Consider the following 1118-nt stretch of genomic DNA (forward strand, 5'->3'; position numbering starts at 1 on the left):
GCCCTACGGCGCCTTCATCACCGCCATGGCCAACTGGTGGCGGCGCGGCGAGAACTACGCCGCCATCCGCACCTATGAGAAGCTCGGCATCCCGATCTACGACATGGTGACGGCCGGCACCTTCGAAGGTGGCGACTTCAACGTCATCGAGGAGGGCGTCGTGCTGATCGGCTGCGGCGGCGCCCGCACCCAGGAAGAAGGCGCCCGCCAGGTGAAGGAATGGTTCGACAAGGAAGGCTGGGAGACGCGTCTTGCCTTCATCGACGAATATTATGTCCACATCGATCTGATGGTGGTGCCGATCGCCGAAAAGCTCACCGCCGTCTGCCTCGCCTGCACCGAGCCCGGCATCGTCGACTGGCTGAAAGGCAAGGGCCATGAGATCATCGACGTGCCCTTCCAGGACACGATGGCGCTCGGCTGCAACTTCATGTCGCTCGGCAAGGACAGGGTGATCGCGCCCACGTCGAGCAAGACGCTGATTGGCCAGCTGAAGGCGCGCGGCATCGAGGTCGCGGCCGTCGACATGAGCGAGATCTCCAAGACCGGCGGCGGCATCCACTGCATGGCGCAGGCGCTGAAGCGCGTGCCGGCGTAACGGGCTTTCAAGGTCCGAAACCACCAAGGGGAATGCTTATCCCCTGGCTGTCGGGCCAGGGGATTTCTCTTTTGTTGGCCGGCCTGTCAGGAGACTTCGCCATATCCGTTCCGATCATCCCGGCCCTGCGCTAGGCTTCCGCCAGCCGAAACAGGATTGCCGCAAAGATGATCGTCCAGGCTTGCATCAACGGCGCCCGTCCCGCCGATTTCCATCCCGCATTGCCGCTCGATCCTGAGGCGATGGCGCGCGACGCTGCGGCCTCGATTGCTGCGGGTGCCGCCGAACTGCATGTCCATGCGCGTGGCGCCGACAGCCGAGAGAGCCTGGCGCCGGAGGCGATGGATAGGACGGTCGCGGCGCTCCGCAGAGCCTGTCCGGGCACGTTGATCGGCGTCTCCACCGGCGCCTGGATCGAGAAGGACGATCTTCGCACGCTGGTCGCCATCTCCGGCTGGCGCGAGCTGCCCGACTACGCGTCGGTCAATCTCAGCGAGGCGGCGGCGCCTGAAGTGATGGA

At 65.0% G+C, this 1118-nt stretch carries 2 protein-coding genes; both read left to right on the forward strand.

The window, feature by feature from the left end; all coding sequences use genetic code 11:
• On the forward strand, window positions 1–598 hold a 598-nt coding region (locus tag EOA24_RS38835), incomplete at its 5' end, for an arginine deiminase family protein (RefSeq protein ID WP_245501979.1).
• 167 nt (window positions 599–765) lie between these two features.
• Window positions 766–1118: 3-keto-5-aminohexanoate cleavage protein (locus EOA24_RS38840; protein WP_189354633.1), on the forward strand; the 353-nt coding region annotated here is incomplete at its 3' end.

The organism is Mesorhizobium sp. M2A.F.Ca.ET.039.01.1.1 (assembly GCF_003998035.1).
In the GTDB taxonomy this organism is placed as follows: Bacteria; Pseudomonadota; Alphaproteobacteria; order Rhizobiales; family Rhizobiaceae; genus Mesorhizobium.